Here is a 24184-nt window from a genome sequence, read left to right as displayed (position 1 = left end):
GATTTTGCCCGTCGATGCCAGCGTTTTACGGCCGTCCCGGCGAGCTGCTTGAAGCCGCAAATAGCCGGGATTTCGTCGTGTTATGATGACGCGTCTGGCAAGCAAACTGAACGATGGGCCGACCGTTGCTGACGGGCTTGAAAGCAATGGTTTAAGCGGTTCGCGAAGACCCGCAGCTTCAGCGGGACGCGGCGACATCGATCGGGCGAATGGACAAGCAGGGCGTCTTTCGACATGAAATGACCGAGCTGGAGCTGAATCTTGCCGCTTCCTCCGGTTCGCCATGTCGGACGCAAAGAAAGTCGAACAATATCAATGGTATTTGCCGATTCCCTGGATTCGGAACCGCTGTGATGGCTGATGTCGACCAGCCCTCGCCTTGGTGGTCGGCCACGCGGCATGCCGATCGAAAGCCGTTCCTGATGGCGCGAGCCGCGATCACGAGGGCAGTGCGAGGTTGGTTCGACGAGCAGGGTTTTACCGAGGTGGAAACCGGCATCCTGCAGGTCTCGCCGGGCAACGAGACGCATCTGCATGCCCCACGTACCGAAATCATCAGCCACGATGGCACGCGCGCGACGCGCTATTTGCGAACGTCGCCGGAATTCGCCGCCAAGAAACTGCTCGCCGCCGGCGAAGCCAAAATCTTCGAATTGGCGCGCGTGTTCCGCGACCGCGAGCGCGGCGATCTGCATCTGCCCGAATTCACGATGCTGGAATGGTATCGTGCCGACGCGGGCTATGATGCTGTTATGGCCGACACCATCGTCGTGATCGCACATGCGGCGCAGGCGACCGGGATCGGGCGGTTTTCGTTCCGGGGCAGAACGGCCGATCCCTTCGCCGAGCCGGAACTGCTGACGGTGGCATCCGCGTTCGACCGCTTTGCCGGGATCGATCTGTTGGCCACAATCAGCAATGGCGAGGGCGATCGCGCGGCGCTTGCGGCGGCAGCAAGGCCGCGGGTGCGGATCACCGATGACGACACCTGGTCGGATATTTTCAGCAAAGTGCTGGTCGAGCATGTCGAACCGAACCTGGGGCAGGGGCGTTTGACTGTCTTGTTCGAATATCCGGCGCCGGAAGCAGCCCTTGCTCGGGCGAAAGCGTCCGATCCGCGCGTCGCCGAACGCTTTGAGGTCTATGCTTGCGGCGTCGAACTCGCCAACGGATTTGGCGAATTGACCGATGCCGGCGAACAGCGCCGCCGTTTCGCCGCTGATATGGACGAGAAGGAGCGGCGCTACGGCGAGCGCTATCCGCTGGATGAGGATTTTCTCGCAGCGGTCGCCGCGATGCCGCCGTCGAGCGGCGTGGCGCTCGGTTTCGATCGGCTGGTGATGCTGGCAAGCGGCGCGCTGCGGGTGGACCAGGTGGTGTGGACGCCACCGGCAGGAGAGACATGAACAGGATCGATCCGAAACTTTTGGCAACGCTGCGGCAGCCCGCCGATCTCATCGAGCGGGGGTTGGCGAAGCCGGCCGATCTCGTCGACCTCGAGCGGGTCGCCGCGCGCTACGCCATCGCCGTGACGCCTGATATCGTCAACCTGATCGACACGGAAAATCCTGACGATCCGATCGCGCGGCAATTCATTCCGAGCGCGCTCGAACTAATGAATGCGCCGGGTGAAAATGCCGACCCGATCGGCGACGACGCGCATTCGCCGGTCACCGGCATCGTGCATCGCTATCCGGATCGTGTGCTGCTCAAGCTGGTGCATGTCTGCGCGGTGTATTGCCGCTTCTGCTTCCGCCGCGAGATGGTCGGGCCTGGCAAGGCAACGGCGCTGTCAGACGCCGCCTATCGCGACGCGCTGGACTATATCCGCAAGAACAGCGAAATCTGGGAAGTCATCCTGACCGGCGGCGATCCGCTGATGCTGTCGCCACGGCGGCTGACTGAGATCATGACGGACCTCGCCGCCATCGATCACGTCAAGATCGTTCGCATCCACACCCGCGTGCCGGTGGCTGCGCCTGCGCGCATCGATGGCGACATGATCAGGGCGTTGAAAGTCGAGGGCGCAGCGACCTGGATAGCCGTTCACGCCAATCATCCGCGCGAACTGTCGGGTGAGGCCCGCGCCGCCTGCGCGCGGCTGGCCGACGCCGGCATTCCGCTGGTGAGCCAGACGGTGCTGCTTCGCGGGGTCAATGACGATGCCGCGACGCTGGAAGCGCTGATGCGGACCTTTGTTGAAAACCGAATCAAGCCCTATTACCTGCATCATGGCGATCTGGCGCCGGGGACCGGACATCTGCGCACTACCATTGCAGAGGGAAGGGAACTGATGCGCCACTTGCGCGGTCGTGTCTCGGGCCTGTGCCAGCCGGATTACGTGCTCGACATTCCCGGCGGCCATGGAAAGGCGCCGATTGGACCGAATTATTTGTCGCATGCAAGTTCCGGGGAATGTGAACTATCCTCGGAAGCGCAGTATCGTATCGTAGACTATTGCGGAGACGTTCACCTCTATCCGCCAAAGCCGTGATCGGCGATGACGGAGCACGGCGAGGAGAAACGGGAGCCGCCGGAAGACGAGGGCCATCGCGGAATCGAAAACGCCGTTCTGCTCGGCTTCTTCGTGCTGCTGGTGGCCGCCGGAATCTGGTTGCTCGGCACCATGGCCGATGTACGAAAGGCACAGGACTGCGCTGCCCAGGGACGGCGAAACTGCGCAACGATCGACGTGCCCGAACGGACACGATAAAGGAATCTAAAAGGCGGAGAATCGGGATGCAAAGAACAATCTTGTCAGTCGCACTGATGGTCCTGATCGGCATGCCTGCCGCGTTCGCGCAGGGCGGGACGTCGACGATGCCAAAGAGCAATCCGAGTGCCGGAGGGGTTCCGGAGGCGCCGATTGGACACCGTCAGCCCCGCCGCAGCGACGTGCCCGAAAAGAACCAGAACGATCCGAACGATCCGCTGAGCAAGGAAAACGCCGCGCTCGACCGCAAGATCAAGAGCATCTGCCGCGGCTGTTAGGCATGATGAAGCAAGCCTAACTCTATGTGATCGGTGACCCTGAGGCGGCTGTGCGTAGCGCGGCCCTCGAAGGGCGACGGCCGGCAGCCGGGCCATGGGAGTTTCATGTGGTGGTCGGCTTCTGTCCTAGCGATGCCGTTGACGTCCCGACCCGGTTTCGTCATCTGCAACGCCTATGACCTCGTACTCGAAGACGATGCCTTCTGGATCGTTCACCACGAACCACTCATCGGCGAGATCCGAGTTTGCAAACACCTTGAGATGGTCACGGTCGCCGACCTTTTTCTTTGTATCGACGTAAATCCAGACCGTTTTCATCGATCTCGCGCCAGCTTGCGGCGTCCCCAGTGAGGGTCCTTGCGAGATAGGTTAAACTCCCGAACGTGGCCCCGGTTCAATGCTTTCATGACACCAACGCGCGAACATCGTCGGGCCGCCGAGTCCACCAACAGCATTAGACTAGCGCCTCGATCGCGCCTGCCAGCCCGATTTGCGTTTAGACATCTCCCCGGCCTGCGAACCATCCAATCGCAGGCGAGGGGAGGGCGCAAGCGAGAACGGCCACGGCCACGGCTATCACCCGTTGATGGGAACTAATCGATCATTGTCGGCTTAGTAGCCAAATGATGAGTGACTTCACGTCCAAGAATCGCATCAACAGCGAGCCAGGACGACCGCGCCGCATACTGCCGTGGATTTTACTTGTTCTCCTCGCGGTTGCCATTGCGGCAGTGCTTTGGGCCGGCAATCGAATCGGATCCGAGTCCTCGCCATTAGCGGCTGTTCACCCCGATGGTGAGCCGTCTCTGGCTGCCGAAATCGCTGACCAGACGGCTAGACATGCTGTGGCCAATCTCCAGCAAACGATCCAAGAGCTCCAGGCAGCACAGGAACGTGCCGCGGAACAGATCAGCGGTCTACAGCGGCAGATATCGGCTGAGCAGGGCCAACGTAAGTTGCTTTCGGAACAGTTGGGTGGGCTTTCCGCTCGCGTGGATAGTCTCCAAGGATCGAATGCAGCAGCGCCACCCGGCCCGCCGCCACCTGGCAGGAAAGGGCGCGGGCAATGAGGTGAGGGCTCAGCTTCGCCGCGGCTGCTGGACCTTCGGCAGGTTACGGCCGGTCAGGATCGTCATGAAGCTGCGCGGCATACCTAGTAAGTCAAGACCAGCAGTCGTTGCACAATCGCGCCTAAGCAGACGAGCACAACCAGTAATTTTAGAAGGTTTGCTAGCTTCCTATCGGGGGCAAACTTTTCGATAGCCCAAAAACAAATTGCCCCCACGACAACAATGACCAGAACCCCAATCAGAACTGAAATGATCGCCATGTCGGCATCCCCCGAGCACTGCCTCTAGCGGGGTCGAGCATCCTAGTGCTGTGGGCCCACGTCAAGGGCTGGCTGGCTCATGCCGTTTAGTCATCGATTAGGGAGCCGATAGGCTTCAGCAGCGCTTGGTGTTCTGGGCCGTTGGCACCGTCTCGGAGAAACTACCAATGTCCGTGTGGGCAGGGCGCGCCGGTCGCGCCCTGCTTCGCCATCATTCGACCCGGGTGGCTACGCCGAGCGCTCCTCCCGGAAACTGCGCGATGGCACGTTCCGGCGCGTCGCCACGGCATCAGCCAGCATGTTCAGCGCCGACACGGTCGCCTCCCAGTCGATGCAGCCGTCGGTGATGCTCTGCCCATAGGCGAGCTGTTTGCCCGGCACGACGTCCTGGCGGCCGGCGACCAGATTGCTCTCGATCATGACGCCGGTGATGCGCTGCTCGCCTTCCGATATCTGGCGCGCGATGTCGGCGACCACCAGCGGCTGGTTCTCCGGCTTCTTGTTGCTGTTGGCGTGGCTGGTGTCGATCATGATCCGCGGGGCGACGCCGGCGCGGGCAAGTTCGACGCAAGCGGCATCGACGCTTTCCCGGTCGTAGTTCGGCTTGTTGCCGCCGCGCAGGATGATGTGGCAGTCCTCGTTGCCGGTGGTTGCCGCAATCGCCGACCGCCCGCCTTTGGTGACAGCCATGAAATGATGCGGATGCGAGGCCGACTTCACCGCATCGGCCGCGATGCGGATATTGCCGTCGGTACCGTTCTTGAAGCCGACCGGGCAGGAGAGACCGGAAGCGAGCTCGCGATGGATCTGGCTCTCGGTCGTGCGCGCCCCGATCGCCGCCCATGCCATCAGGTCGGCAATGTATTGCGGCGTCGTCATGTCGAGGAATTCGGTCCCGGCCGGCAGGCCGAGATTGTTCACTGCCGACAGCACGTTGCGGGCGAGCCGCAGGCCCCTGTTGATGTCGAAGGAGCCGTCGAGATTGGGGTCGTTGATCAGTCCCTTCCATCCGACCGTGGTGCGCGGCTTTTCGAAATAGACACGCATCACGATTTCGAGGCGGTCGGCGAGCTTTTCGCGCAACGCAACGAGCCGCTCGGCGTAATCAACGGCCGCGGCTGGATCGTGGACCGAGCAGGGGCCGACGACCACCAGCAGGCGGTCGTCGGTGCCGTGCAGGATGGCGTGGATGGCATTGCGCGCCGCCATCACGACGCGCGTCGCGGTCAAGGTGCGCGGTATCTCGCCCATCACCTCCTGCGGCGTACTCAGCTCTTTCAGTTCGCTAATTCGAAGGTCGTCGGTGGTGCTCAACACGGCTGTGGCTCCTGTTTGAAAGGAAACCTGCCGGCCAACAAAAAAGCCGCCAGGTTTGGCGGCTGTTCGGACTTCTTGGCTTCAATTCGTCAGATTGAGCGCGATCCTCCCACCGCCAGCGAGCTGTCGTAGCTAAAATACCAAAAGTTGCTGGCGGCGATCATGATCATGGCCGGCTCTATAGCGCACCAGCCGGGTCTTGTCATCCCATAATCGGCGACGTCAGGACTTGCGCGCGGCGAGCGCTATGCCGACCAGTGACGCACCGCCGAGCACGAGATTGATCCCGACCAGCAGGCCGATCGCCCATTCCGCCGAACCCGGCAGGCCGGCGATGATGATGGATGCGATCAGGAGGTCCATCACGCCTGAGATCAGCAGCCAGGACCAGCGCTCCGACAATTCGCGGCGGTGGTTCAGCGCGTACATGATGCTGACGACGCCCTCGGCGAGAAAATACGCACCGACCACGATGGTGAGCGTGAGGACGCCCTGCGCGGGCCGTGCCAGCAAAATCCCGCCGGCGAGAACGGCCAACGCCGCCGAAAACAGCGACCACCAGAAGCCCGGCATCTGCCGCGCCCAGTAAGTGACGAACAGCCCGGCAATGCCGCTGATCAGAAACATCCAGCCGAGGAAGATGGCGACGGCGAGGCTCGCCAGTGGCGGCACGATCATCGCAGCCAGGCCGAGCAGGGCGAGCACGATGCCTTCGAACAGGAAGGCCTTCCAGTGCGCCTTCACCGCGGCGTTCATTTCGGACTGCAGCTTGCCGATATCAGGGGGAATATCTTGGGTCATGGGAAACTCCCGATGCCTGCCGCGCCGAGTGTCCAACATACCCGGTACGCCGGTTGCGGGCAAAATTGTTCGCTGGGCTTTTTAAGCGAGATCAACGACTGAAGGATGACGTTCAGCCCGGCTCAGGCGCGGACGAAAATCCGTCCGAGGACGTTCTGATGCGATTGCGGCCGAACACGTAGACGGCCGAGGTCGCCAGCAACAGCGCCAAGCCTATCAAGATGGAGGTCATGCCGAGCGGAATGAGAAGCAGCGAGGCGTTGCGCTCCGGACTGACGAACCAGTGATGAAGCGAGGTCAGGACGAAAGCCGCGCCCGCGAAGCCCGCACCGCTGCCCACGAGCAGCAGGGCCCACATCCGCCGCAACTGGCTCAGCCGCTCACGCGCGATCTCGGTGCGCGGCGCATGATGGCGGCCGACGCGCCGTACCAGCCGAATGGCAAACCCGATCGAACTGAAGCCGATGAGCAGGCTCGCCGCCCCCAGCAGCATTCGCACGTTGGGGCCGAGATCTGGATGTTTCTGCAGCGTCAGCAGCGGAAAATCGAATGCCGCATGTAGCGCGACCGGCGCGAACAGCGCCAGCGCCCAGCTCGAGATCCGCGCCCAGTCGCGATGATGGCGATGCGCACCCAGCGCGGTGCCGGCGCGCGCGATCGCGATATAGGCGCCTGCGATGATGCCGAGTGCGCCGTGAAACGGCACCGTCAATACGCTGCGCAAGGCGGCCAGCGACCGCCACATGTCGGCGTGCTGCACGAGATAGGCGAGGTTTTCGTAGGCCGCGAAGCCGAGGCCCGCGGCCGCACCGTAGACCACCGTGTCCATTGGGTCCGCAAACGCACGGCGGCGCACCGGCAATGACACTAGAATGATCACGAGAACCTTCACGATCTCTTCGGGCGCGGCGACCCCGAAGATCGAACGCAGGCCTTGCGTCAGCCAGGGGTTTCCAGGCACCGCAAGGATCGCGGCAAACGGGGCGCGCGCAACGCCCAACAGAGAAATGCTGGCGGCCCCGAGTACGAAAGCGAGCCATACCCGCGCGGGTGGACCGGGGCGCTCGTCCGCGGCAATGACGAGCCAAAGCACCAGCAACGCCGGCGCGATGGCGGCAACGCCGATCGATGTAGGGAGAGCCTGCAGCAGCAACATCTGGAGAAATTTACCTCGCGCGAGCGTAAATGGCCGCAAACCCAGCGGTTTGCAAGAAAGTCAGACGCGACTCCTTGTCACCAAGGAACCCGGCCGAACCCGGCATCGCTCAGGCGGCCGCCTGTTGACCGATCTTGCCCTGTACCACCAGCAATCCTGCCAGCGCGACCAGCGCGAAGCCGGCGCCGGCCAGGAACGTGACCTGAGGCCCTGCGATATCCCAGAGTGCGCCGGCAATGACGCTGGCCGCGAGCATCGCTACGCCGCCGAGCAGGTTGAAGAATCCGTAAGCCGTGCCGCGCAACTCGGCCGGCGCAGTATCGGCAACGAGCGCGGCCAGCAGCCCCTGCGTCAGTCCCATGTGCAGGCCCCAGAGAATGACGCCCAGCGCAACACCGCCCACCGACGGCAGCAAGGCCAACGCGATGTCGGCGGCAACCAGCACCAGTATGCCGCTCGCCAGCACGGCCGTACGGTTCATGCGATCCGAGATGACGCCGGCGGGGTAGGCCGCGAGGGCATAGACGATATTCATGGCCACCAGCACGGCGGGCACGAGCGCGATCGGCACTCCGACATTCTGGGCGCGGAGAACGAGGAAGGCCTCGCTGAAGCGCGCCAGCGTAAACACGCTCGCGACCGCCACCACCCACCAATAGGCCGACCCCAGGTTTTTGATCTCGGCCAGGCTGATCGGATTGCGCACGGTGCGCAGCGCCCGCGGCCGCTCCGGCTCACGCACGGCGAAGACGATCAGCGCCAGCGCCAGGAAGGCAGGAATTACGGCAACCCAGAACACCGCCTTGAAGTTGTCCGATGTCCACCACATCAGGGCGATGGCGAGCAGGGGGCCGACGAAGGCGCCGATCGTATCGAGCGATTGGCGCAGCCCGAAGCTCGCGCCGCGCAGATCGGCCGGCGAGAGATCGGCCACCAGCGCATCACGCGGGGCGCCGCGAATGCCTTTGCCGATCCGGTCGACGAAACGCGCGGCCACCAGCCAGCCGACGGTTGGCGCCAGCGGAAACACCGGCTTGGTGAAGGCCGCGAGACCGTAACCGATGGCAGCTAACCATTTGCGTTTGCCGAGCCAGTCCGAGAGCGCGCCGGAGAATATCTTTGTGATGGAGGCGGTCGCCTCGGCGATGCCTTCGATGACGCCGACCGTCACCATCGATGCGCCGAGGACCGAGACCAGGTAGATCGGCAGCAGGGCGTGGATCATCTCCGACGAGATGTCCATCAGCATCGAGACGAAGCCCAGCACCCATACGCTGGCCGGAATGTCCCTGATCGAATAGGCCGGCCTGGTTTCAGCAACCATGTCGCATCTCGCGTCGCCTCATTGCGCCAACAGCCGCCGGCAGGCGTCAACGAAGACCTCTGCCCCGGTAACGATGTCGGCGTCGGCGGTGTTCTCGGTCCAGTGATGCGAAATGCCGCCAATCGAGGGCACGAACAGCATGCCGGCCGGCATGACGGTTGAGAGAATCTGGGCGTCGTGGCCGGCGCCGCTCGGCATGCGAAGCGACTTGCCATCGGCAAAAGCTGCGCTGGCAGCCTCGATGGCCTGCTGGAATGAGCCATCCATCCGCGCGGGCGTCCCGGTGCGGATGCGCTCCACCGCGACCGCGCAGCGGCCTTGGGCGTTGACCTCTGCGGCCATGCCGTGGAGCAACTCCTCCAGCCGCGCAATCACGGCAGGATCGTCGTCGCGAATCTGGAACAGCATTTCCGCCGCGCCCGGGATGATGCTGGGCGCGCCGGGGGCGAGCGTGATGCGGCCGGTGGTCCACACCGTGCGTGGGCCGCAGGTGGCGGGGAAACGATTGTCGATATCGACGCAAAATCTGGCGAGTGCCAGGCCGGCGTCCCGGCGGATGGCCATCCGCGTGGTGCCGGCGTGGTTTTGTTCACCCGTAAAGGTGATGCGATATTGCCATATCCCGACGATGGACGTGACGATGCCGATTTTGAGGCCACTACTTTCCAGCGTCTCGCCCTGCTCGATATGGGCTTCCAGATAGCCGACATGCCGCCCTTGTCCGCACCGCACGCGGGCGCGGCCGGCAAGGCCCGCGTCGCGTAGCGCGTCACGCATGCTCCTGTCATTGTTGCGATCGCGCGCGGTGTCGATATCGGCTTCGGTGACGCCGCCGGCATAGGACCGGCTGCCGAGGAAGTGTCCGAAATGGCCTTCCTCATCGCACCACGCCGCGACTTCGACGGCGCCCCCTACATTCGGGTCGGGATTGATGACGCGGGCGGCTTCGAGCGCATAGACCACGCCGAGCGGTCCATCGAGCCAGCCGGCGTGGTTCTGGCTTTCCAGATGCGATCCCGCCAGCAGCCTCAGTCCGCTTTTCGTGCTGGTGCCGAGCACGTTGCCGATGCCGTCGATCTCGCCCGTGAGGCCGGCCTCGGGAAGCCGCTGCACCAGCCACGCCAGCGAGCGCAGATGCGGTTCGGAGAAAGTCGGCTTGTGAACGCCGGTCTTGTAGGCGCCGATGGCGCGCAGCGCGTTGAGATCGGCGAGGACGCGGTCGCCGTCGACGCGCGAGGAAATGTCAGCCATGCTTCCCGTAGTTCTCCGGAGTAGAACAAAGTTCCCGCTACCGTTCTCGGAGTAGAACAAAGTTCCGTGAACGTCGCCAGCAGCTTTACTTATCTTCCGGAAAGCAACGTCAATGCAATGATTGCTGGCCATGCCACGATCATGCGCGCCGCCGCCCGCGTCAGCGGCATTCTGGTCTTCTCCTTAAACGTGTAGTCACGCATTCTTTTCGCATAAGCTGTGGAGTATCCAGACGCTTTGCGTCCGAGAGTCACCGAATATTATGGCTGCAGCAGTTATCGCGACGGCCGTTTCGACCTGTCCGGTCCGGAAAACTCGACGGCTGGTTCGAATCGAAAAGCGCCTTCGTCTCAGGCGTCGAAAGTCGCGCCGACGGGCTAGGAGACGTGGTTTCGCTCATGCGGTTTTTCATGGCGACGACATTGTTTGCGAACGCAATTTGAGGATGGATTAGTGCCGGACCTTCATGATCGGTCGATGCCAGGCAATGCCTTCGATGGCTTCGCTGCGAGTTAATTTTTCGTGGGCCGTCCATTGGCGAAAAGGCCGCCACAAGTGGCGGCCTTTCGACGTTCTTTCGGTCGTCGGCAACTTGATCGTGCCGACGACGATGCGTTTCGCGTTTTTTGCCGCCAGGATGATCCCAAAAACTCGCGCCGACCGTCCGTCAGGTATCCGGCGGGAAGTAGAACCGCAACGTAAAGCGGAGTGCGAGGTAAAGCGCGACGCAAGTTGTAAATGCAATAGCAGCCGTATCCATTTCCCTGTCCTCGTTACTGACGCGCCACGGTCCGTTTGCCGGAACCTGCGGACGATGGGAACTTGGGCTGTGAAAATGGTTGCCTTAAGCCTCGAACGTGGTTGGCTCAGGTCTTGAATTTGTTGGCAACGTGGTGGGATGGCGCTCCCTAGCGGAATCGAACCGCTCTCTCCACCGTGAAAGGGTGGCGTCCTAACCGATAGACGAAGGGAGCAAGAACAACAGGAAAATCAAGGTGTTAGCGCTTGATGGGCCGTGTCGGCCGCCGGCCGTCCATATTTGATGGGGGCGGCGACGGGCGAACGTATAGTGGCGTTTGGGCGGGTGGGCAAGCCGCTCGGAAAGACGTTTCTGCAGCCGCTTTGCGCCTCCATCAGCGTCCCGGCCGCGCGACGAGACACGCCGCGCCGAGCAACGGATTCTAAAGCCTCATGGTGTAGGGCTGTGTCCGGGGAGCTTTTCGACATGGCTTTGTTATCAAGCAAGAAGCGCGACGCGCGCAAATCATTGAGTCAACCCGGGTGGATCACGCTCGAAGGCGGTTTTGCCGCGCGCCAATGCGTGGTGCAGGATATGTCCGCGACGGGGGCAAAGATCACGATCGACGATCCCAACACGTTGCCGGCGAAATTGCGGCTGGCGTTTTCACGCGACGCCAGAACCGGGCGCCGCTGCGAAGTGGTCTGGCGCCGCGGCAAATCGGTCGGCATCAAGTTCACCCGCTAATCTGGCACTGATCCGCGAGAGACGATAAAAGGCGGGATGCGAAAATCCCTCCTGGTAATCATCGCCATAATGATCGCCTTGGCGCTGTCTTCGGTTGCCTCGGCCGCGGAACAAGCCCGTCCTCAGAAGCTCGACAAAGCTCCCGCCTCGGGCAAGTCGCTTTCGCTGAAGCGCCCGAGTTCGGCCAATGCATGCGCGGAATACGGCGCGGGCTTCGTCAGGATCGACGGCACCAACACCTGCATGAAAATCGGCGGCGCGGTGAGCGTTGGAGCAGGGGTGTCCGGCGGCTCGCGTTGAGAAGATTCGCGCTTACGTCATCGGTGGCGCGATGAATTGCGTGAACCCTGGCCGGACGGCGAGCTGCGAAAACCAGCGTTCGAGGTTAGGCAGCTTCGGTTTTGTCACGCCTTCAACGCCGAACCAGCGCCGCGCAAAGGCGCCGAGCGCGATGTCGGCGATGGTGAACTGATCGCCCTCGATGAAGCGCCGCGTCGCCAGGTGCGCCTCGACGACCCGCCACACCACGGCTTCCGCATCGACATCCTTCTGGATCGCGACCATGTCGCGCCTTTCGATGGGCGTGCGCACCAACGCCCAGAACACCGGCCGGTCGACCGGCTGCAGCGTCGACAGCGTCCAGTCGAGCCAGCGATCGACGCCGGCGCGCGCCTTCGGCTGCGAGGGATAGATCGGCGAACCTCGTTCAGATCCTTGTTCAGATCCTTGGCCATAGGCCATGCAGAGATAGCGCATCACGGAATTGGATTCCCACAGCACGTAGTCGCCATCGACCAGCGTGGGTACGCGGCCGTTCGGATTCATCGCCAGATAAGCAGCCTCGTTGTTTTTTCCGAACTGCATGCCGGCATCGATACGCTCATAGGCGAGATCGAGCTCGGCGAGGCACCACAGCACTTTTTGCACGTTGACCGAATTGGCCCGGCCCCAGATGGTGAGTTGTTGTTTGTTGTCGTCGGCCACGCGCGTTGCTCCCGCTGATTTTTCGATTGGCCGTTAATAGCCGAAGATCGGCAAAAAAGCGCGCTCTTGCATGGGCTCAAGCCCAACAAAATCGGGGCTCCGCCGCAGTGCGACAGAGCCCCGATTTCCGCGTCATGCGCGAGTGGATACCGGTCCGCGTCAAAAGAAACGCGTCAAAAGAAAAATCTAGAGCCCGGTTCTGAAAAGGCTCTAACGTCAGCCAATCAGTTGCCGAAGAACAACCACAACAGAATGATCACCGGAATAGGCACGCCCAGCAACCAAAGCAGAATTCCTCGTCCCATCATCTCCTCCTCAAAATGTATTGAGGAGAAAACGCGTCATGTCGTGGCCGGTTCCTGTGCAGAAAAGAACCCGGGGGTGAGGGAACGTTTATGCCAACTCGGATGACGGACGTGGACGAAGAAATTGTACGAGGCCTACCAGTGACCGGTGTTCGGCATCGACGTCCACGGTTCGGCCGGCGGCTTCGGTTCGCCCTTCTGCAATAGCTCGATCGAATGTAGATCCGGCGAGCGGACGAAAGCTATGTTGCCGTCGCGCGGCGGGCGATTGATGGTGATGCCGGCCTTCATCAGGCGGTCGCAGGTCGCGTAGATGTCGTCGACCTCGTAGGCGAGGTGACCGAAGTAGCGGTCTTCGCCGTATTTCTCCTCGTCCCAATTATAGGTGAGCTCGACTAGCGGCGCGCCGCGGTTCTGGGGAGCGGCCTTGAACAGGCCTTCGTCCTCCGGCGCACACAGGAACACCAGCGTGAACCGGCCCTTGTCGTTGTCGACCCGGCGTACTTCCGTCAGCCCCAGCGCGTCCCGATAGAACTTCATCGCGGTATCGAGATTGCGGACGCGCAGCATGGTGTGGAGATAGCGCATGTTTGTTGTCCTCCTGAGAGCGTGTTGAGATCTTGTTTGGGTTGGGCGGTTCGGGCGGAAAATAGCAGCAAAGTGCACCAGAGGTCACCGATAACGTGCGGATAAAGTGCGGGTTCGTTCCTGCAGCCGTTCGCGCACCGAGCGCCCTGTGGCCTCAGAAGGCCATCGATGCAGGCGAATGCGAAAAGATTGGAAGCGCTCGTTGCTGTCGATAAATTTCGAACCCTGGTTCCGAGGAACGAAACCGCTACGCCGGTTTTGAGTCACAGAGGTACTGCCATGAAACAAGATCATCCGGCTGAAGAGAATGCGGCGCGGGAAGATCTGCCTACAAGGTCCGAGCGAAAGTTCGGGACTTTGACCGCTGGTGCCATTGCTCTCATTGTCGTTGGAACAGCAATCTATTGGATCGCGTAGCCATCTGCGCGAAGGTCCCGCTCAGCAGGCTCCCTACCCAGCCGAAAAGGCGTGGGCGCCGGGCGATCTCTTTTGGTGACCCGGAACGGCGCGTTGCCTGCGTGATCCCCTACACATACGCGGTTGGCTCCTCCGTCCATTGTGGCGGCAACGGAGGGATCGACCATGTACCTGCTTTATGGCGTGCTCATAGTTGCGATGGTTTTCTTCTTCGTGCTCCCGATTACCGATGCCAGGACGGCCCGGATGAAATTGTCCGTGGTGAGCAGCCTCGGCGCATTGCTGGCGGTATCGGTTATCGTGCCGCGCCTGATGCATTAACGAAGGATATGCCTGCCTCGACGCGCAACGAGCATGTCGAGCGCTGCCGCTGGGATGGGGCTGCTGACGCTCGACGTCGTGCACGCACAACAGCTCGCATGGCGAGCGTGAGAGAGCCGGGCCGGACGCAGTCTGGCCCTCGCGTGCAAGATTGGTACTTCCCGTCAGGTCAGACTTTAACGTCCACCAGCGACGGCTCGTCGGTCTGTAAATCGGCCAGGGCCGCTTCGATGGCGGCTGCCTTGGCATGGTCGACGGCCCTTAGATCCTGATTGATCGTATGCGGTGGCGCCTTGGCGGCCTGATCGACGACGAGCTGGATTCTGGCTTGTGTCACTTCAACCGGTATGGGGTAAATGACCATGGGTGCAACCCTCCTGATCGAAACTTGTCAGGCTCGCGTTTACGTCTTGTAAAGAGGTTGGGTTAACGGCGGGGTGCTACAGCGCAGAGCGGTAAACAGAAGCTTAAAGCCTCTATGCCATACACGTCCCGCGCAATCGCGCTAATCGTGCTGCGAGCCCCTCATGGCGAGGAGCGCCAACGGGTCCGCGCGAAGCGCGGCCCGATGACAGGCTCAGCGCGTCTCGAACCATGAGGCCCCGTCTGTGGCCTACATCCTTCGAGACGCCCGCTTCTCGCGGGCTCCTCAGGATGGGGGTTTGAGCGGCCGTGACGCAGTAGAACTAATGTATCTGTTCCAGTCGCTCGGCGTAGAGGCGGAATTCCTCGGCCATCTCGATCAATTTCTTCGAAGCTTCCGGATCCTTGACGGCTTCAGCAAGCCGTCGGGCTCTCTCGGATTGTTCTCGGTAGTGGTCGGCCTGGGTCATCGCAGCACCTTTTTTAGATAGGTACGGGCTGCGCCAAAAAGGTTCGACGGCCGGGGAGGGCGAGTAACGGTATCTTAAGAAGGCAATCGTGATCGAGATGCACCCCCTGTTCGTTCCAGGAGAACAAAGGGAGTCTGAGCCGCAAACCGAAAGCGGCCAGGCGTTGGTCAAGGCCGATCAGCTCGTTCGCACTGCGGGTGAACCACACAAGGCGAACTCGTGCCTGGCCAGAAGGCACTCAACGGTCCGGCAATTTTTCGTCCGGCGACTTGTGATAGGTCGCGATGGCGATGAAGCCGGCATAACCGATCAAATTGATCAGAATTTCCATCCACGCAGGCATGATGCACCTTCCGGTAGTGAAACACCGAACGGATCGTCTTCGTTCCGCGCAATTCGATGGTCAGGTCCGCGGGATCGCATAGCTCGCAATACCGCCCTCCAAACCGGCAAACGAAAACCCCGCCTACATCCGAAGATCTAGACGGGGCTTTCGTGCTTTCACCTCTCGCAAGATTGCTGCACTTGTTAGCAAAACGTCGAGGCATCGGCTTGGTTCCGTTCCGCGCGCGATATTTTCGTCGGCGATAACGCGGAAGTCGAACAGGTGCTCTTGCCGGTTCTGCCTCAGCGCCAGAATGATGGTCGGCTGGATCCATTCAGCGCGTTGGCCAAGGTCGTTTCGTAATATTCTTCGCGCTCGCGTTCGAACTTCTGCTGGGTTTGCCTGAAGCTCGCGACGCGTGCTGCTATTTCGGCACGGTCGCGCGCGAGTCTTTCTTCCCTCTCCGTCATCACCATCCGTTTGGTTGTTTGATTCGCGCCCCGCCATGATTGGCGCTCGCGAATGGGGCGCGAATGGGGAAGTATTGTGATCGCGTGCCGCCTGAAGCGAAGGTGGTGGATAAGGTGTGGCGCATTCTTGTCGCTCATGCGGGTTCCCGTTAGCGAAGGGCAAACGGGAGGTTCCAGTGGCAAAGATCGATTTGGATTCATTGAGCATCGAAGAACTCGCAGGCCTGCGCGAGCACGCCACCGACAAGTTGTTTGAGAAAGTCGCTGCGCGCCGCGCCGAACTCGAAACGGAACTGGAAAAGTTGGCCCAATACGGCAAGCCACAGGTGAAAAAGACGGAAAGCGCACCCGCGCCCAAGGCGAAGAAGTCGGACGAAGCCAAGGAGCCGAAGGAATCGGTGGCCAAGGCAGCATGATGAGGCAGCATGACGCGTCGGTGTTACAAGGCGGCGCGGCATAAGGCGGCCTGATCAGGCCGCCTTGCCGGACGTTCGCGCTGCGCTGCCGGGCAACGCGCATCGGTCTGGCAATCCGAACGACCGTGCTATAATCCCGCGCGGCCCAACAATTCGGAAAATGTCAGCGGTGATCGCCAAGGATTTGCGCAGCGGCGTCGAGCAGCTCGGCAACATGATCGCCGAAGCCGCATGTATCGTTCCCTTTACCGGGGCCGGCATTTCCACCGAATGCGGCATTCCGGATTTCCGCTCCCCGGGCGGCCTCTGGACCCGCAACCGCCCGATCGCGTTCGACGAATTCGTTGCAAGCGCCGACGCGCGGGCCGAGGCCTGGCGGCGACGCTTTGCGATGGAGGCAACTTTTGCTGCGGCCAAGCCCGGTCGCGGGCATCGCGCGCTGGCCTCGCTCTACAAAGCCGGCAAGACGCCGGCGATCATCACCCAGAACATCGACAATCTGCATCAGGTGTCAGGCTTCAAGGCCGATGACGTGATCGAACTGCACGGCAACACGACTTATGCTCGCTGCATCGGCTGCGGACATGCCTATGATCTTCCGTGGGTAAAGCAGCGTTTCGAGGAAGCCGGCAGCGCACCCGACTGCACCATCTGCGACGAGCCGGTAAAGACGGCCACGATCTCGTTCGGACAGGCGATGCCGGAAGACGCGATGCGCCGCGCCACCGAACTGGCCCAGCATTGCGACCTGTTCCTGGCAGTCGGATCGTCGCTGGTGGTTTGGCCGGCCGCAGGTTTTCCGCTGATGGCCAAGAACTGCGGCGCGAAGCTCGTCATCATCAACAATGAACCTACCGAACAGGACGACGTTGCCGATCTGGTGATCCGTCACGACATCGGAGAAACGCTCGGACCGTTTGTAGGCAATTGATCTCCAACTGATTCGCGGCTGTGCAAGCCTGTTCATAGTTGCAGGCCAATTTGTTTTTTTAGCTATGCGCCACAATCGGGAGTGTTATCTTTGATTCGAGAGATTCGCGCTGCGTTATCATGATGGTCATGGTAGGGCGCGTGTTCCGGTCCGCTACGGCGACAGTGGACCGCTTTTTGAAGTGTGAGGTCCGGGGTCATGGGGTCGGACGAATTTGGGTCCAAGAAGCTTGGGGGGCCGCTGACAGGCGGGACTGGGCAGAACAGGCTTGGACCAGGTGAATATGCAGCCGGCGCACAGCGCGACCCGGCGGCGGACGCGTTGTCGGGGCTCGGCGATGCTGCAGCTAACCTTGTCGAAATATCGGGCATCATCAAATGGTTCGATGCTTCGAAGGGTTACGGTTTCATCGTGCCGGACAATGGCTGGCCCGATGTGCTGCTGCACGTCACCGTGCTCAGGCGCGACGGCTACCAGACCGCCTATGAGGGCGCGCGTGTGGTGGTCGAATGTGTGCAGCGCGCCAAGGGCTATCAGGCGTTCCGGATCGTCTCGATGGACGAGTCCACGGCGATCCATCCGGCGCAGATGCTGCCGCCTCGGACTCATGTCAGCGTTACGCCGACCAGCGGTCTGGAGCGGGCCCAGGTCAAATGGTTCAACCGGCTGCGCGGTTTCGGCTTCCTGACCTGCGGCGAGGGCACGCCGGACATCTTCGTCCACATGGAAACGCTGCGCCGCTTCGGCATGACCGAACTGCGGCCGGGCCAGTACGTGCTGGTGCGCTTCGGGCCCGGGTCCAAGGGGATGATGGCGGCGGAAATTCATCCGGAGACTGGCCCGTCGGCTCTGTCGTCGCATTGACCCTGCCGTACCACTGACGCAAACGTGAGCCGGCCGTCGCGCCCCAGCGCGGCGGCCTCTGGCATTTGCCGCAATCCTCGGGTTAGGGTTCCCGGCAATTTCTCCTGAGATATCCGGCGTGAGTGCTTTGATGAATTTCGCTTTGATGGTTGCGCGGCTTCGCATCCCGGGCCGCCTGGTGACGTCGTCGCTGGCCGCTGCGTCTGCCGTGCTCCTCGTCCTCTGCGCCAATCCTGCCGCGCGGGCCGCGAGCGTTCAGCCGCTCGAGATCGCCACCAAATCAGGCGTACGCGTATTCCTGGTCGAGATGGCGACGACGGAGGAGGAGAAGACCCAGGGGCTGATGCACCGGAAAGAACTCCCCGACGGCAAAGGCATGCTGTTCGATTTCTCGCCGGAGCAGCAGATCTCGATGTGGATGAAGAACACCTACATTCCGCTCGACATGATCTTCATCCGCGCCGACGGCCGCATCCTGCGAATCGCGGAGAACACCGAGCCGTTCTCCACCAAGATCATTTCCTCGGGCGGGCTTGCCAGGGGGGTCCTGGAAGTGATTGCCGGCACGGCGCAAAAATACGGCATTCAGCCCGGCGACCGGGTGGCGCACCCGCTGTTCAGCAAGCGCTGACCGGTTTCCATCGCCTTGATGGCTGCGGGTTTAGCGTGTATCGAGCATTTCCAGCGTCGGATCGGGGTATAGCGCAGCCTGGTAGCGCGGCAGTTTTGGGTACTGCAGGTCGTTGGTTCGAATCCAGCTGCCCCGACCAATAAAATCAATGACTTGCGACGTCTTTTTCGGATTGAGTCTTCCCAGCACAATTGGGGAGGGGCAGGGGAACAATTGTGGCTGGTAGGAAGACAGTCATTCTGGTGCGGCAGGCCCTGCTGCTGGGGCTGGTGATTTGTTTTGCCGCCGCAGCGAGCCGGCCGGCGGCGGCCAATCCCGCGCAGATGATTTCTGATTTTCGGCTAAAGCACGGGCAGAAGCGCGTAGCCCTGGATGCGACTCTCACACGGATCGCACACGATCAAGCCGAGGCGATGGCCGCAAAGGACAAACTGGATCACGATGTCCTTGGCCGGTTCAATACGCGTGTCGGCCCGGCGGGCGCAGGCCGGGCCGCAGAGAACATTGCGTACGGCTACGACGGCTTTCCCAAAACCCTCGACCAGTGGATCAATTCGTCCGGGCACCGGAAGAACCTCCTGTTGCCCGGCGCAACGCGCGTAGGTGTTGCCAGCGTAAAAAGCGCGCGGACCGGTCGTACGTACTGGGCCATGGTGATCGCAGGCGACTATGAGCGTCCCAAGACGCCGAAGAGTTCGCCGAAGAGTTCGCCGAAGGATTCAAAGCAGGCAAACGCTGCGAAGTCCAAATCGCGCGCGGCGGAGGCCTGCCGACTGAAGATTCTCGGCCTCTGCATTTAGAGTTGAAACCGAGATCTCGGAGTGGCTGCCTTCGCGGCGCTCAGTGATGGTTTATCCGAGGCGTGACGGACGCCGTTATCGATAACGCCCACGCGTGCGCGCGATCTTTCGATTTTGCAATTTCGCTTTCATGACTTGTGACACCGGCCGCGAATTCGTGGCTTGCAATATCGTTCCTGTTATGTTCTCTTTGGTCGTTGTTTGGAGGTGACCAATGGATGTCGAGAAGCAACGGGAGATCATCCGGCTCTGGAATCGCATGCGTCGGGTCGAAGGCCCGCTCGCGGAGGAAATCCGCATTCAGATCCTTGAGTGCTTTGCGCAGCCGGATTCGCCGAGCGAGCGCATGAACGAGCGGCGCGCGGTGCTGGGTCGCATGCCGGTTCGGACCGCGCAACTGTATCGCATCGGCGAACGCAACAACAACGCAACGCTCTGACGGCTTTCGTATCCCGGCGAGGTTGATTCGACGGCCGTCAAGATTGACGAAATCGATCCGCGGTGCATGCTGCACGCATGTTGTCGCGTGTGCGCAATCATTTTCGAGATGCGAAGTTCGCCCGCATGAGCAGCGGGACGTACTGCATCATTCGCGATCTCGGGCTGGTCAAGGGCGGCAAGGGGATGCGGCACCACGAGGTGCTCGTCACCTTCAGTCTCCGGGCGTTGTGGCGCTGGGTCGGACGTGTCGGCAGAGATCTACTGAGCGCAGAGAGGCGGCGATCCTGGCTTCAGCAGGAACCGCAGCGCCTCCGGGCGAGCGTCTCGTCGTCGGCCGTTCCGGAGCGCGCCTCGCAGCCCTAGTTCCGGCGGGTCTGCCGTTAGCCTTGCCATTCGCGCATGGAAATGCCGAGATCAATATCGAGTAAGCCGATCGCGCGGCGCGCGATGTGATCGGTTGCTTCCGCCAAGGTCGCCGGCCGGGCGTAGAACGCCGGCACCGGCGGCGCCACGATCGCGCCGAACTCCGTCACCGCCGCCATCGCCCGCAGGTGACCGAGATGAAGGGGGCTCTCGCGCACCATCAGCACCAGCCTGCGCCGCTCCTTCAACTGGACGTCGGCAGCCCGTACCAGCAGATTGTCGGTGGCGCTGGCTGCGATGGCGGACAAGGTCCGGATCGAACACGGCGCGACGATCATGCCTGCGGTTCGATATGAGCCGCTGGCGATGCTGGCGCCGATGTCGGCACTCGCATGATGGCGCGCCACCATCGCTGCGATGCGTGGCAGGGCACCGTCGCCGACCTCATGGGCCAACGTCCGCTCGCCGGCGGGCGTGACCACGAGATGCAATTCGCATTGGCCGGTCGCGGCCAGCAGTTCGACGACGCGCACGCCAAGGGCTGCGCCCGACGCGCCGCTGATGCCGACGACGATCCGCCGCCGCGCCGTCATGGCGCCCTCCCTTGCGAAAGCGCCCCTTGCGACAGCGCCTGGGTCAGGCCGAGGCGTTGCCATAGCTCATCGACGCGGGTGACGACGGCCGCGTCCATCTCAAGGACGCGGCCCCATTCGCGCGTCGTCTCGGCGCCGGTCTTGCGGGTCGCGTCGATTCCGAGCTTGCCGCCAAGGCCCGCCTTCGGTGACGCGAAGTCGAGATAGTCGATCGGTGTGTCGGCAAGCGTGACGAGATCGCGGGAGGGATCGGAGCGGGTCGAAATGGCCCAAGCCACATCCGCCCACCGACGCACGTTGATGTCGGCATCGACGACGATCAGGAACTTGGTGTAGGTGAGCTGCGGCAGCAACGACCACAGCGCAAGCATGATGCGGCGTGCCTGGCCCGGATAACGCTTGTCGATCGACGCGATCGCGACCCGGTAGGAGCAGGCGTCCGGCGGCAGCCAGAGGTCGACGATTTCAGGCAATTGCTTCCTGACCAGCGGAACGAACAGCTCGTTGAGCACTTCGCCGATGCGCGATGGCTCGTCCGGGGGCCGGCCGGTGAATGTCGACAGGTAAACCGGATTGCGGCGCATCGTGACGGCGGTCACCCGCATCACCGGAAAATGCTCCACGGCATTGTAGTAGCCGGTGTGATCGCCGAACGGCCCTTCCGGCGCGGTCTCGTTCGGCGAAACCAGTCCCTCGATGACGATCTCGGCGTCCGCCGGCGCCATCAGAGGCACGGTGATGCAGGGCGAGAGCCGCAGCCGTTCGCCGCGGATCAGCCCGGCGAAACGGAATTCCGACAGCGCTTCAGGCAGGGGCAGGACGGCAGAGAGGATGGTCGCGGGATCGGCGCCGATCGCCACCGCCACCGGCATGTCCGCTCCTCGCGCCTGCCACCGGTGATGGTGGCGCGCCCCGCCACGATGGGCGAGCCAGCGCATGATGGCGCGGTCGCGGCCGATCACCTGCATCCGGTAGACGCCGACATTGATCTCGTCTCCGCTCTCATCGTCCGGCGGCCGGGTAATGACCAGTGGCCAGGTGAGCAGGGGTGCCGGTTCGCCCGGCCAGCAGATTTGCGCCGGCAGGCGGGTGAGATTGATCTGTTCGCCGCGCCATACGATCTCCTGTACCGGCGGCGCATGAATCGTCTTAGGCCGCATCGTCATGGCGGCCCGCGCGAGCGGAATTTTCGACATCGCGTCGGCGAAATCGCGGGGCGGACGCGGCTCCCGGAGCTCCGCCAGCATCTCTCCGAGCGCGCCGAGCCCCGCCGGATCGACGCCGAAGCCCCAAGCGGTCCGCTCTTTCGTGCCGAATAGATTGACCAGCACCGGCATTTCGCCCGGGGCTCCATCGGGCATGATCGGCGCTTCAAACAGCAGAGCCGGGCCGTCGGCACGCAAAGTCCGCCGGTGAATCTCGGTCATGTCGTGCACGACGGACACCGGTTCGCGAATTCGGACCAGGCGTCCCTCGCGTTCCAGATGGGACATGAAACTTCTGAGATCGCGGAATGGCGGCAAATCGCGTCGGGGCACGGACACCTCACTTAAAAGCGAACCCCTCCACGAGATTTTTGCGGCCGTCCTTGTTCCAGGACAAAGATGGGGCGTCGGCCCCGACGCTATGCAGCACGACGATGGACGTGCCATTCCGGTCGCCACGTGCCCCCGCAAATGAGGCTGACTGCGTAAGAATGCCACCAGTACCGACGCTTCCGCGATTGATTACCCGCACCCTGCAGCCGTTGCCGCTTGGCCCATTGCAGTTGCCGTTATCACTGGTGCTGCGGTCGGTGGTGGCGCGCCATCCGCATATTTTTGAGCGGCTCGGCGAGCATGCGCACAAGCGCTTTGGGCTCGAGCCTTCCGATCTGCCATTTTCGTTCGTGCTGGCGCCGCACCCGGAAACGCCGAGCCTGGTCGCGGTACGGAGTCTTCCCGCCGGCATTCCGGTCCGGATTGCCGGACCCCTGTTGGCCCTCCTGGGACTCATCGACGGCTCCTATGACGGCGATGCGCTGTTCTTCTCGCGCGATCTCGTGGTCGAGGGCGACGTCGAGGCGGTGCTCGCGTTGCGCAACGCGATCGACGATGCGGGCGTGGATCTCGTCGCGGACACGGCCGCCCTGTTCGGACCGCTGGCGCCCTTGAGCGAAAGGCTGCTGGCCGGAGCGCTCCTGCGGTTGAAGGACGTCGCGGGTGCCGCGAAACATGAGGGGGCGCGAACATGGAATTGATCTGTCCGGCGGGGACGCCGGCCGCGCTGCGCACCGCCGTCGATGCCGGCGCCGATGCGGCCTATTGCGGTTTTGCCGACGCGACCAACGCGCGGAACTTTCCAGGCCTGAATTTCAGCCGTCGCGAACTGGCCGAGGGGATTGCCTATGCCCATCGGAGCGATGTCAAGGTACTGGTCGCCATCAACACATTTCCGACGGCTGGTGCCCAGGCGCTCTGGCATCGCGCAGTCGACGACGCGGTGGCTGCGGGCGCGGACGCGCTGATTATCGCCGATGTCGGCCTGATCGACTATGCGGCGCGCACCCACCCGGATCAGCGCTTGCATCTTTCCGTCCAGGCCGCGGCATCAAATCCCGATGCGATCGGTTTCTATGTGCGCCGTTTCGGCGTCAGGCGTGTCGTACTGCCGCGCGTTCTCACGGTCTCGGAAATCGCGGCGATCACCCGCGCGATCGATTGCGAGACCGAAGTCTTCATCTTCGGCGGATTGTGCGTGATGGCGGAGGGCCGCTGTTCGTTGTCTTCCCACGTGACGGGGCAGTCGCCAAACATGAATGGCGTCTGTTCTCCGGCCAGCCATGTCACCTACCGCGAGGAGGGGGGAACGCTGGTGTCGCGACTTGGCGATTTTACGATCAATCGTTTTGCCAAAGGTGAGCCCGCGGCCTATCCGACCCTCTGCAAGGGCCGCTTCAAGACTTCGCTCGGGTCGGGCTACCTGTTCGAGGATCCCGTCAGCCTCGACGCGGCAGCCATTCTGCCCGGTCTGCGCGCCGCCGGCGTGACCGCGCTGAAGATCGAGGGGCGACAGCGCAGCCGAGCCTATATCGAGGGCGTCGTGCGCGGTTTTCGCGAACAACTCGATGCGCTCGATGTGGGCGAGAAGCCGCCGGCCGATCGCCTGGCCACCCTGACCGAAGGGCAGAGCTCGACACTCGGTGCCTACCGCAAGAACTGGCGATAGCGAAGAATCGGTGATGCAGACATGACGACGACAACTCCG

At 62.4% G+C, this 24184-nt stretch carries 30 protein-coding genes and 2 tRNA genes; 17 read left to right on the top strand and 15 right to left on the bottom strand.

Annotated features, from left to right (window positions below; translation table 11 throughout):
• The first annotated feature begins 353 nt into the window (after nt 1-353).
• Genes epmA through LMTR3_RS09625 form a run of 4 tightly spaced genes read left to right on the top strand, consistent with a single transcriptional unit; the run spans nt 354 to nt 2991 of the window.
• Nucleotides 354-1406, top strand: coding sequence for an EF-P lysine aminoacylase EpmA (gene epmA, locus LMTR3_RS09640; RefSeq protein ID WP_065745559.1), 1053 nt, complete (start codon nt 354-356; stop codon nt 1404-1406).
• Nucleotides 1403-2494 carry a lysine-2,3-aminomutase-like protein gene (locus LMTR3_RS09635; protein ID WP_065745558.1) on the top strand — a complete coding sequence of 364 codons (1092 nt, stop codon included), beginning with the start codon at nt 1403-1405 and terminating at the stop codon, nt 2492-2494. The genes epmA and LMTR3_RS09635 overlap by 4 nt, the downstream gene beginning before the upstream one ends.
• Nucleotides 2495-2500: 6 nt before the next feature.
• Complete coding sequence (locus LMTR3_RS09630; protein WP_065744844.1) at nt 2501-2713, top strand: hypothetical protein; 213 nt, start codon at nt 2501-2503, stop codon at nt 2711-2713.
• 26 nt (nt 2714-2739) lie between these two features.
• A complete protein-coding gene (locus LMTR3_RS09625) occupies nt 2740-2991 on the top strand; it encodes a hypothetical protein (RefSeq protein WP_065744843.1) in 252 nt (83 codons plus the stop codon).
• Nucleotides 2992-3117: 126 nt separating this feature from the next.
• Here the strand turns inward: LMTR3_RS09625 and LMTR3_RS09620 are convergent, their stop codons facing one another.
• From LMTR3_RS09620 to LMTR3_RS09590, 7 genes are all read right to left on the bottom strand, one after another.
• Entirely contained in the window at nt 3118-3309 is a 192-nt protein-coding gene (locus LMTR3_RS09620) for a hypothetical protein (RefSeq protein WP_035725866.1), read from the bottom strand.
• Nucleotides 3310-4144: 835 nt separating this feature from the next.
• A complete protein-coding gene (locus LMTR3_RS38395; protein WP_156908475.1) occupies nt 4145-4321 on the bottom strand; it encodes a hypothetical protein in 177 nt (58 codons plus the stop codon).
• 228 nt (nt 4322-4549) lie between these two features.
• A complete protein-coding gene (locus LMTR3_RS09610; protein ID WP_065744841.1) occupies nt 4550-5638 on the bottom strand; it encodes a 3-deoxy-7-phosphoheptulonate synthase in 1089 nt (362 codons plus the stop codon).
• 222 nt (nt 5639-5860) lie between these two features.
• Nucleotides 5861-6439: an HdeD family acid-resistance protein gene (locus LMTR3_RS09605; protein WP_065744840.1), complete on the bottom strand. Its 579-nt coding sequence runs from the start codon at nt 6437-6439 to the stop codon at nt 5861-5863.
• A gap of 112 nt (nt 6440-6551) precedes the next feature.
• Entirely contained in the window at nt 6552-7595 is a 1044-nt protein-coding gene (locus LMTR3_RS09600) for a PrsW family glutamic-type intramembrane protease (protein ID WP_065744839.1), read from the bottom strand.
• 109 nt (nt 7596-7704) lie between these two features.
• Entirely contained in the window at nt 7705-8919 is a 1215-nt protein-coding gene (locus tag LMTR3_RS09595; RefSeq protein ID WP_065744838.1) for an MFS transporter, read from the bottom strand.
• A gap of 18 nt (nt 8920-8937) precedes the next feature.
• A complete protein-coding gene (locus tag LMTR3_RS09590) occupies nt 8938-10170 on the bottom strand; it encodes a Zn-dependent hydrolase (RefSeq protein WP_065744837.1) in 1233 nt (410 codons plus the stop codon).
• A 66-nt stretch (nt 10171-10236) separates the two neighbouring features.
• Between LMTR3_RS09590 and LMTR3_RS39770 the strand changes: the two genes are divergently transcribed.
• The gene (locus LMTR3_RS39770) at nt 10237-10365 is read left to right on the top strand and encodes a hypothetical protein (protein ID WP_283809277.1); all 129 of its coding nucleotides are present in this window, start codon (nt 10237-10239) and stop codon (nt 10363-10365) included.
• A 704-nt stretch (nt 10366-11069) separates the two neighbouring features.
• Here the strand turns inward: LMTR3_RS39770 and LMTR3_RS09585 are convergent.
• Nucleotides 11070-11144 (bottom strand) — tRNA-Glu (locus tag LMTR3_RS09585).
• A 251-nt stretch (nt 11145-11395) separates the two neighbouring features.
• On the opposite strand from LMTR3_RS09585, the gene LMTR3_RS09580 reads away from it, so the two are divergent.
• Together LMTR3_RS09580 and LMTR3_RS09575 are read left to right on the top strand one after the other, a co-directional pair.
• Complete coding sequence (locus LMTR3_RS09580; protein WP_065745557.1) at nt 11396-11656, top strand: PilZ domain-containing protein; 261 nt, start codon at nt 11396-11398, stop codon at nt 11654-11656.
• Nucleotides 11657-11692: 36 nt separating this feature from the next.
• Nucleotides 11693-11956, top strand: coding sequence for a porin (locus LMTR3_RS09575; RefSeq protein WP_065744836.1), 264 nt, complete (start codon nt 11693-11695; stop codon nt 11954-11956).
• 12 nt (nt 11957-11968) lie between these two features.
• On the opposite strand, the gene LMTR3_RS09570 is transcribed toward LMTR3_RS09575, so the two are convergent.
• Complete coding sequence (locus LMTR3_RS09570; RefSeq protein ID WP_065744835.1) at nt 11969-12640, bottom strand: glutathione S-transferase family protein; 672 nt, start codon at nt 12638-12640, stop codon at nt 11969-11971.
• A 440-nt stretch (nt 12641-13080) separates the two neighbouring features.
• Nucleotides 13081-13533: a VOC family protein gene (locus LMTR3_RS09565; RefSeq protein WP_065744834.1), complete on the bottom strand. Its 453-nt coding sequence runs from the start codon at nt 13531-13533 to the stop codon at nt 13081-13083.
• A 582-nt stretch (nt 13534-14115) separates the two neighbouring features.
• Between LMTR3_RS09565 and LMTR3_RS38390 the strand changes: the two genes are divergently transcribed.
• Nucleotides 14116-14271 (top strand): hypothetical protein, encoded by a 156-nt coding sequence (locus tag LMTR3_RS38390; protein WP_156433807.1) that lies wholly within the window; start codon nt 14116-14118, stop codon nt 14269-14271.
• Nucleotides 14272-14440: 169 nt separating this feature from the next.
• On the opposite strand, the gene LMTR3_RS09560 is transcribed toward LMTR3_RS38390, so the two are convergent.
• The 3 genes from LMTR3_RS09560 to LMTR3_RS37400 form a co-directional block, all read right to left on the bottom strand.
• A complete protein-coding gene (locus tag LMTR3_RS09560) occupies nt 14441-14635 on the bottom strand; it encodes a hypothetical protein (protein WP_028346212.1) in 195 nt (64 codons plus the stop codon).
• A gap of 322 nt (nt 14636-14957) precedes the next feature.
• A complete protein-coding gene (locus LMTR3_RS38385) occupies nt 14958-15104 on the bottom strand; it encodes a hypothetical protein (protein WP_176721851.1) in 147 nt (48 codons plus the stop codon).
• Between the two features lie 627 nt (nt 15105-15731).
• Nucleotides 15732-16037, bottom strand: coding sequence for a hypothetical protein (locus LMTR3_RS37400; RefSeq protein ID WP_141686539.1), 306 nt, complete (start codon nt 16035-16037; stop codon nt 15732-15734).
• Between the two features lie 38 nt (nt 16038-16075).
• On the opposite strand from LMTR3_RS37400, the gene LMTR3_RS09550 reads away from it, so the two are divergent.
• From LMTR3_RS09550 to LMTR3_RS09520, 7 genes are all read left to right on the top strand, one after another.
• Nucleotides 16076-16315 carry a hypothetical protein gene (locus tag LMTR3_RS09550; RefSeq protein ID WP_065744832.1) on the top strand — a complete coding sequence of 80 codons (240 nt, stop codon included), beginning with the start codon at nt 16076-16078 and terminating at the stop codon, nt 16313-16315.
• 169 nt (nt 16316-16484) lie between these two features.
• Complete coding sequence (locus LMTR3_RS09545; protein ID WP_065745556.1) at nt 16485-17246, top strand: SIR2 family NAD-dependent protein deacylase; 762 nt, start codon at nt 16485-16487, stop codon at nt 17244-17246.
• A gap of 198 nt (nt 17247-17444) precedes the next feature.
• Nucleotides 17445-18110, top strand: a complete 666-nt coding sequence (locus tag LMTR3_RS09540) for a cold-shock protein (protein WP_065744831.1) — start codon at nt 17445-17447, stop codon at nt 18108-18110.
• Between the two features lie 130 nt (nt 18111-18240).
• Nucleotides 18241-18741 (top strand): DUF192 domain-containing protein, encoded by a 501-nt coding sequence (locus LMTR3_RS09535; RefSeq protein WP_502686614.1) that lies wholly within the window; start codon nt 18241-18243, stop codon nt 18739-18741.
• Between the two features lie 62 nt (nt 18742-18803).
• Nucleotides 18804-18880, top strand: a tRNA-Pro gene (locus LMTR3_RS09530).
• A 115-nt stretch (nt 18881-18995) separates the two neighbouring features.
• The gene (locus LMTR3_RS09525; protein ID WP_502686629.1) at nt 18996-19541 is read left to right on the top strand and encodes a CAP domain-containing protein; all 546 of its coding nucleotides are present in this window, start codon (nt 18996-18998) and stop codon (nt 19539-19541) included.
• A 214-nt stretch (nt 19542-19755) separates the two neighbouring features.
• A complete protein-coding gene (locus LMTR3_RS09520; RefSeq protein WP_065744829.1) occupies nt 19756-19980 on the top strand; it encodes a hypothetical protein in 225 nt (74 codons plus the stop codon).
• A 382-nt stretch (nt 19981-20362) separates the two neighbouring features.
• Here LMTR3_RS09520 and LMTR3_RS09510 read toward each other — a convergent pair whose 3' ends face one another.
• The gene (locus LMTR3_RS09510; protein WP_065744827.1) at nt 20363-20938 is read right to left on the bottom strand and encodes a UbiX family flavin prenyltransferase; all 576 of its coding nucleotides are present in this window, start codon (nt 20936-20938) and stop codon (nt 20363-20365) included.
• The gene (locus LMTR3_RS09505) at nt 20935-22431 is read right to left on the bottom strand and encodes a UbiD family decarboxylase (protein WP_245319818.1); all 1497 of its coding nucleotides are present in this window, start codon (nt 22429-22431) and stop codon (nt 20935-20937) included. The genes LMTR3_RS09510 and LMTR3_RS09505 overlap by 4 nt, the downstream gene beginning before the upstream one ends.
• A 230-nt stretch (nt 22432-22661) precedes the next feature.
• Here LMTR3_RS09505 and ubiT point away from each other — a divergent pair, with 230 nt between their 5' ends.
• Together ubiT and ubiU are read left to right on the top strand one after the other, a co-directional pair.
• Nucleotides 22662-23177, top strand: a complete 516-nt coding sequence (gene ubiT, locus LMTR3_RS09500) for a ubiquinone anaerobic biosynthesis accessory factor UbiT (protein ID WP_245319817.1) — start codon at nt 22662-22664, stop codon at nt 23175-23177.
• Nucleotides 23168-24145: a ubiquinone anaerobic biosynthesis protein UbiU gene (gene ubiU, locus LMTR3_RS09495; protein WP_065744825.1), complete on the top strand. Its 978-nt coding sequence runs from the start codon at nt 23168-23170 to the stop codon at nt 24143-24145. The genes ubiT and ubiU overlap by 10 nt, the downstream gene beginning before the upstream one ends.
• The last annotated feature ends 39 nt before the right edge of the window (nt 24146-24184 follow it).

The organism is Bradyrhizobium sp. LMTR 3, from assembly GCF_001693485.1.
Lineage (GTDB): Bacteria > Pseudomonadota > Alphaproteobacteria > Rhizobiales > Xanthobacteraceae > Bradyrhizobium.
Note: the sequence above shows the minus strand (reverse complement) of the source record. Positions and strands in the feature narration are given on the sequence as shown.

Coding starts and splice junctions, on each gene's coding strand:
- epmA (WP_065745559.1), top strand. CDS start 354: ATGGCTGATGTCGACCAGCCCTCGCCTTGGTGGTCGGCCACGCGGCAT.
- LMTR3_RS09635 (WP_065745558.1), top strand. CDS start 1,403: ATGAACAGGATCGATCCGAAACTTTTGGCAACGCTGCGGCAGCCCGCC.
- LMTR3_RS09630 (WP_065744844.1), top strand. CDS start 2,501: ATGACGGAGCACGGCGAGGAGAAACGGGAGCCGCCGGAAGACGAGGGC.
- LMTR3_RS09625 (WP_065744843.1), top strand. CDS start 2,740: ATGCAAAGAACAATCTTGTCAGTCGCACTGATGGTCCTGATCGGCATG.
- LMTR3_RS09620 (WP_035725866.1), bottom strand. CDS start 3,309: ATGAAAACGGTCTGGATTTACGTCGATACAAAGAAAAAGGTCGGCGAC.
- LMTR3_RS38395 (WP_156908475.1), bottom strand. CDS start 4,321: ATGGCGATCATTTCAGTTCTGATTGGGGTTCTGGTCATTGTTGTCGTG.
- LMTR3_RS09605 (WP_065744840.1), bottom strand. CDS start 6,439: ATGACCCAAGATATTCCCCCTGATATCGGCAAGCTGCAGTCCGAAATG.
- LMTR3_RS09600 (WP_065744839.1), bottom strand. CDS start 7,595: ATGTTGCTGCTGCAGGCTCTCCCTACATCGATCGGCGTTGCCGCCATC.
- LMTR3_RS09595 (WP_065744838.1), bottom strand. CDS start 8,919: ATGGTTGCTGAAACCAGGCCGGCCTATTCGATCAGGGACATTCCGGCC.
- LMTR3_RS09590 (WP_065744837.1), bottom strand. CDS start 10,170: ATGGCTGACATTTCCTCGCGCGTCGACGGCGACCGCGTCCTCGCCGAT.
- LMTR3_RS09580 (WP_065745557.1), top strand. CDS start 11,396: ATGGCTTTGTTATCAAGCAAGAAGCGCGACGCGCGCAAATCATTGAGT.
- LMTR3_RS09575 (WP_065744836.1), top strand. CDS start 11,693: ATGCGAAAATCCCTCCTGGTAATCATCGCCATAATGATCGCCTTGGCG.
- LMTR3_RS09565 (WP_065744834.1), bottom strand. CDS start 13,533: ATGCGCTATCTCCACACCATGCTGCGCGTCCGCAATCTCGATACCGCG.
- LMTR3_RS38390 (WP_156433807.1), top strand. CDS start 14,116: ATGTACCTGCTTTATGGCGTGCTCATAGTTGCGATGGTTTTCTTCTTC.
- LMTR3_RS09560 (WP_028346212.1), bottom strand. CDS start 14,635: ATGGTCATTTACCCCATACCGGTTGAAGTGACACAAGCCAGAATCCAG.
- LMTR3_RS38385 (WP_176721851.1), bottom strand. CDS start 15,104: ATGACCCAGGCCGACCACTACCGAGAACAATCCGAGAGAGCCCGACGG.
- LMTR3_RS37400 (WP_141686539.1), bottom strand. CDS start 16,037: ATGAGCGACAAGAATGCGCCACACCTTATCCACCACCTTCGCTTCAGG.
- LMTR3_RS09540 (WP_065744831.1), top strand. CDS start 17,445: ATGGGGTCGGACGAATTTGGGTCCAAGAAGCTTGGGGGGCCGCTGACA.
- LMTR3_RS09535 (WP_502686614.1), top strand. CDS start 18,241: ATGAATTTCGCTTTGATGGTTGCGCGGCTTCGCATCCCGGGCCGCCTG.
- LMTR3_RS09520 (WP_065744829.1), top strand. CDS start 19,756: ATGGATGTCGAGAAGCAACGGGAGATCATCCGGCTCTGGAATCGCATG.
- LMTR3_RS09510 (WP_065744827.1), bottom strand. CDS start 20,938: ATGACGGCGCGGCGGCGGATCGTCGTCGGCATCAGCGGCGCGTCGGGC.
- LMTR3_RS09505 (WP_245319818.1), bottom strand. CDS start 22,431: ATGTCCCATCTGGAACGCGAGGGACGCCTGGTCCGAATTCGCGAACCG.
- ubiU (WP_065744825.1), top strand. CDS start 23,168: ATGGAATTGATCTGTCCGGCGGGGACGCCGGCCGCGCTGCGCACCGCC.